The sequence below is a fragment of the Streptomyces sp. genome, from assembly GCF_035563135.1.
GTDB lineage: Bacteria > Actinomycetota > Actinomycetes > Streptomycetales > Streptomycetaceae > Streptomyces.
This window is the reverse complement of the sequence record NZ_DATMVN010000642.1, coordinates 1-4,733: the sequence shown is the minus strand read 5'-3', so window position 1 is coordinate 4,733 and position 4,733 is coordinate 1. Positions and strand designations below refer to the sequence as shown.

The 4,733-nt window shown below is 69.6% G+C and carries 3 protein-coding genes and 2 pseudogenes; 2 read left to right on the top strand and 3 right to left on the bottom strand.

From position 1 onward, the window contains the following. Nucleotides 1–7: 7 nt before the first annotated feature. On the bottom strand, nt 8–1,405 hold the full coding sequence (locus VN520_RS28795; protein ID WP_325749882.1) for an IS30 family transposase: 1,398 nt from the start codon (nt 1,403–1,405) through the stop codon (nt 8–10). A 50-nt stretch (nt 1,406–1,455) separates the two neighbouring features. On the opposite strand from VN520_RS28795, the pseudogene VN520_RS28790 reads away from it, so the two are divergent. Beyond that, nucleotides 1,456–1,614 (top strand): annotated as a pseudogene (locus tag VN520_RS28790) (IS5/IS1182 family transposase); the annotation flags it as partial. A gap of 406 nt (nt 1,615–2,020) precedes the next feature. Here VN520_RS28790 and VN520_RS28785 read toward each other — a convergent pair. Together VN520_RS28785 and VN520_RS28780 are read right to left on the bottom strand one after the other, a co-directional pair. Then, entirely contained in the window at nt 2,021–2,242 is a 222-nt protein-coding gene (locus tag VN520_RS28785) for a hypothetical protein (RefSeq protein ID WP_325749881.1), read from the bottom strand. A gap of 230 nt (nt 2,243–2,472) precedes the next feature. After that, nucleotides 2,473–2,975: pseudogene (locus VN520_RS28780) on the bottom strand (transposase family protein); the annotation flags it as partial. A 456-nt stretch (nt 2,976–3,431) separates the two neighbouring features. On the opposite strand from VN520_RS28780, the gene VN520_RS28775 reads away from it, so the two are divergent. Then, the coding region (locus VN520_RS28775) for a transglycosylase domain-containing protein (protein WP_325749880.1) at nt 3,432–4,733 on the top strand (1,302 nt) is incomplete at its 3' end.

The following is a 4,733-nucleotide window of genomic DNA, read 5'->3' as shown; positions in this document are numbered from 1 at the left end:
GGCAGATTCAACCGGTCGTCGCAACACCGACCTGTTGCAGGGACTTTAGGTGTTCGTCGAGGGCTTCGGCGGGGGTGCGCCAGGCGAGGGTCTTGCGGGGTCGGTGGTTGAGGGAGGTGGCGACCGCCTGGATCTCCTGGGCGCTCCATCGGGAGAGGTCGGTGCCCTTGGGGAAGTACTGGCGCAGCAACCCGTTGGTGTTTTCGTTCGTGCCGCGCTGCCAGGGGCTGTGGGGGTCGGCGAAGAACACCGGGATGCCGGTCTCGACGCGGAAGGCCGCGTGGGCTGACAGTTCCTTGCCGCGGTCCCAGGTCAGCGAACGGCGGAGCTGCTCGGGCAGCTCGGTCATCGTCGCGGCGAGTGCGTTCTTCATCGCGATCGCCCCGTAGCCGGCCAGCGCGGGACCGTTTTTCGTTCGCGGGATGACGCCGTAGCCCTGCTCGCGGGGCAGGTGGATCAGCATCGTGAACCTCGTGGTCCGCTCGACCAGCGTGCCGATCGCCGAGCGCTGCAAGCCGATGATCAGGTCGCCTTCCCAGTGGCCCGGCACCGCCCGGTCCTCGGCCTCGGCCGGCCGGGCGCTGAGCAGCACCTCCTCGGTGACATGCGCCCACGCCTTCTGCCGGGCCCGGGCCCGCGGGACCCGCAACGCCCGACCGGTCCGCAGGCAGGCGACCAGCTCACGCTGGAGCGCGCCGCGGCCCTGAACGTAGAGGGCCTGGTAGATCGCCTCGTGGCTGATCCGCATCGACTCATCGTCGGGGAACTCGACCGGGAGCCGGTTGGCGATCTGCGCGGGGCTCCACGCATGCACCCAGGCGCGGTCGCCACGATGGGGCTTGTTCCGGCCTTTCCACGCCGGGCCGGCTGGACCGACGGGCGCACCGTCGGCGGTCTGGACGACACCGGCGAGCCGGTCCTGGACGTACTGGCGTAGTCGGTCGTCGCTGACGAGCTTGGCGACCTTGGGCCGTCGTGCGCGGCGCTCGGCGTGCCACTGCGCGATCGAGGCCTTGTAGGCCAGCCGGTAGGTACGCGTTGAGGCGTTGCGCCGCAGCTCACGGGAGATCGTCGACGGGCTGCGACCGAGTCGACGGGCGATCTCCCGCACGCCGACTTTCTGGGCGCGCCACAGCGCGATCTCCTCCCGATCAGCAGAGGACAGGTAGCGGCCCGACACCCTCGCTGGCAGGCCTGGGTTCACGCCGCCAGCGTGGCGGAACCATCGGAACGCAACCGGCGCGGACACACCCGCCTCCACCGCCGCGTCCTCGGTCTTCACTCCCCGGGCGATCGCCGCCCAGAACCTGACCCGATCCTCCCGCCAGGCCACCGTCGGCCGCCCGGGTGAAGGGATCTGGCCCCGGTACTCACGGACCTGCCTCTGACGCTGCGCAACACCCACGCTCCACCTCCAAAGACGAGGTGTTGCGACGACCGGTTGAATCTGCCTACAACCGGCTGCTCACCGCGCTGCGGGCACCGACCGAACGTGCCCATGCGCTGCTCGGCCGCTGGCGCGCCCTGCACCGCGTCACCCTCTGCCCCTGGCGAATCAGCGTCATCGCCGCCGCCGCACTCGTGCTCACGTCAATGCAGCGAGGCCGCTGGTGAGAAAACCTCATCGATGAGCGCGTTGACGGAATATGTTGCACGATGCAAGATCGATGTGACCTTCGACGATGGCTGCGTCGGCGTTGGAGAAGGGCAATTGCCAGGTTACGGAGGGCGCCCTTTCGATGGGGCGGAGCTCGAAATGGCGCGTCGGCACTACATGGCGGCCGCGCCTAGAACTGCAGGTTCCTGACTGACGCCCACCGAGCAAATCGCCGACTCCGCGCTTGTATCAGTCGCGGCGCTTGTGCAGGTGGCGGGAGCGGTTCATGCAAGCTACTCCGGTACGCCGCAGATGTCGATCCATGCCAAGGTGAGGAGTACGCCGATGGGGAAGGCCAAGTTGGTGTCCGCCAGAACGTCGGCGCAGTAGAAGAGAGCAACTTTCCGAGAGGGTTGCGCTTGCTCATGATTCGTCCTTGAAGCGGTACTTGCGCTCGCTCGTCAGCGCATCGGGTGCTTGCTCCATCCAGTCGGGGACGGAGCCCTTGTCGATGATGACCTTTCCCGCTAGATCTAATTGGTGGGCGAAGTTCTGGGCGCGTGTTTGATGACCAACACCGAGCCTATCGGTAAGGATTAGTAGCTCCCGGATCAAGCGGACCACTTCCGGGTCGATGTCGCTCATGAGGCTGCCTCCAGTGCCAATAGGAAAGGCATCTCGCCCCGAGGCGCACGCCTCCGCGATCTGCGGCCGAGCCCAGGCGTTGAGGGTCGAGCCGTCTAGCAACACGATGTGCGTCATGAACTCGTCTTCAAACGTGGTGATGCCAGCCTCGACTGCTTCCAGTCTCGCCTCGATCGCCAGAGCTAGAGCGCGCCAACGCGGGCGGCACGCCTGCTTCCACGCCTTATAGGCGTCAGCCGGCGACCAGCGGTGGTCTTGACCGGGGTGGTCAGCGCACCGCGTTCGCCCTCGTAGGCCAGGTCGGCCAGCACGGCATGGCCTGGTCGGTCCACTCGGCCAACAGCGGCAACGCCTCGCAGTGGGCGCGCAGCGCGGTGGTGTCGTGCTCGCGAACGGGGCGCACCGGTGAGGTCCACAGCGGCCAGCCGTCGAGGGCGGCGGCGATGACCTGCACGTTGCCGCCGTGGGCGATGTGCTTGCCCAACCACCACAGATCCACCCGGGCACCGGCCCGGTCACCGCGTGCGGTCGGCCCCGCGGCGCGGATCCGGTCGTTGCGGACCAGGGTGCCGTCCACGGTGACGTGCGAATGCCCGGCGGCGCGGGCGGCCAGCAGGGCACCGGACAGACCCGGCGCCGCTGCGGTCAGGGCGTCGATGCCCTTGTGCAGATAGCGGTAGGCCGTCAGCCGACGGGCGTAGATGAGCGCGACGGCCAGTCGGGCCAGGGCGGTGATGGTTCGGCTCGGTCGAGGTCGCTGAGCTGGTCGCCGCTGAGCCAGTCCGGTGCAGCTGGCGATGAACCCGGTGGCGGCGTGATCATCGTCCGGGCGTACGCGCTGTTGTCGGATCGGAACCTACACAGCTGGTGGCAGCACAGCATCGGCAGCGTCGAGCGGGTCAGCACCTCCTGCGGCGTCCCGGCGGTGGAGGGTGCGCTGGGGACGGCGCCGCGCGGGACGCGGGGAGCGCTGTGGGGGGCGCACTGGTGGCCGTGGCGGCCGACCGGGTGGGTGCTGACCGGTTGCAGCCGGCCGGCACCGCGGCACCCGTTCCAGCAAGGACGCCGCGTCGGCGCACGCCGCCAGGTTCGCGGGGGCCGACCGGGTCGGACAAGGGATCCCGGTCCTCCCGGTTCCGAAACCTCCGGGGAACCCGTCGGGCACCGTGGTGGCCTAGGTTGCTCCAACGTGCGCCCGCGCTGGAAGACCTCGATGTTGCTGGCGGTGGCGGTGGTGGTGGCCGGGGCGCTGGTGACTGGTCTACTTCTGCCGTGGGTGGGCGGCGCCGGCCTGCTGGCGCGGAACTCGGCACCGCCACCGGACGAGCTGCCGGGCGAGCTGACCGGCGGCGTGTGGGGCAACAGCCGGGTGCTGGCGGCCGACGGGTCGGTGATCACCACCTTCTACGCCAACGACCGCGTGCCGGTGACCACCGAGCAGATCGCTTCGGTGATGAAGCGGGCCATGGTCGCGATCGAGGACACGCGGTTCTACGAGCACAGCGGCCTGGACGTGCGGGGGACGGCACGCGCGCTGGTCACCAACGTGGCGGCGGGCTCGGTGCAGCAGGGCGGCTCGACGCTCACCCAACAGCTGGTCAAGCAGACCCTCGCGCAGACCGCCGACACCGCCGAGCAGCGGCAGGCGGCCACCGAGGGGAGCCTCGGGCGCAAGCTGCGAGAGGCCCGGCTGGCGCTTGCCCTGGAGGAGGCCTACTCCAAGGACGAGATCCTCACCCGCTACCTGAACACGGTGTACTTCGGCAACGGCGCCTACGGCGTCCAGGCCGCGGCGCAGCGCTACTTCAGCGTGGATGCCACCGACCTCACCCTGCCGCAGGCAGCGATGCTGGCCGGCCTGGTGCAGAGCCCGGCCAACGACAACCCGCTGACCGACCCCGCGGCCGCCCGCACCCGCCGCAACCAGGTGCTGCAGCGGATGTACGAGCTGGGGTACATCGACGCCCGGCGGCTGGCCGCTGCCTCCGCCCAGCCGGTGGCGGTCGACCCGGGCCCGGGATCCCCCAACGGCTGCATCGGCGCCACCGTGGGCGGCTTCTTCTGCGCCTACCTGGAGCAGTACCTGCAGCAGCAGCTCGGAATCAGCCGGGACATCCTGGACAACGGCGGGCTGACCATCCAGACCACGCTGCGCCCGGATGTGCAGGTCGCCGGTGACCGGGCGGTGCTCAACCAGCTCCCCATGGGGGACCCGCTGGCCGGCATGTACACCGCGGTGGAACCCGGCACCGGGCACGTGCTGGCGATGAGCGTCAACCGCCGCTACGGCTGCGACCAGCCCGCCTGCGAGTCCGTGGTGCTCAACACCGCCTACAGCCAAGGTGCCGGGTCGACCTTCAAGGTGTTCACCGCCGCCGCCGCCCTGGAACGGGGCCTGCCCGCCGACTACACCCTGACTCCGAGCAACCCCTACGTCTCCCGGGTCTACACGAACAACGGCCGGCCCTACGAGGTGCGCGCCTTCGCCAAT

What these genes read in the sequence shown, in the direction of transcription:
- VN520_RS28785 (WP_325749881.1), bottom strand. Translation starts at nt 2,242, where the DNA reads ATGAGCGACATCGACCCGGAAGTGGTCCGCTTGATCCGGGAGCTACTA.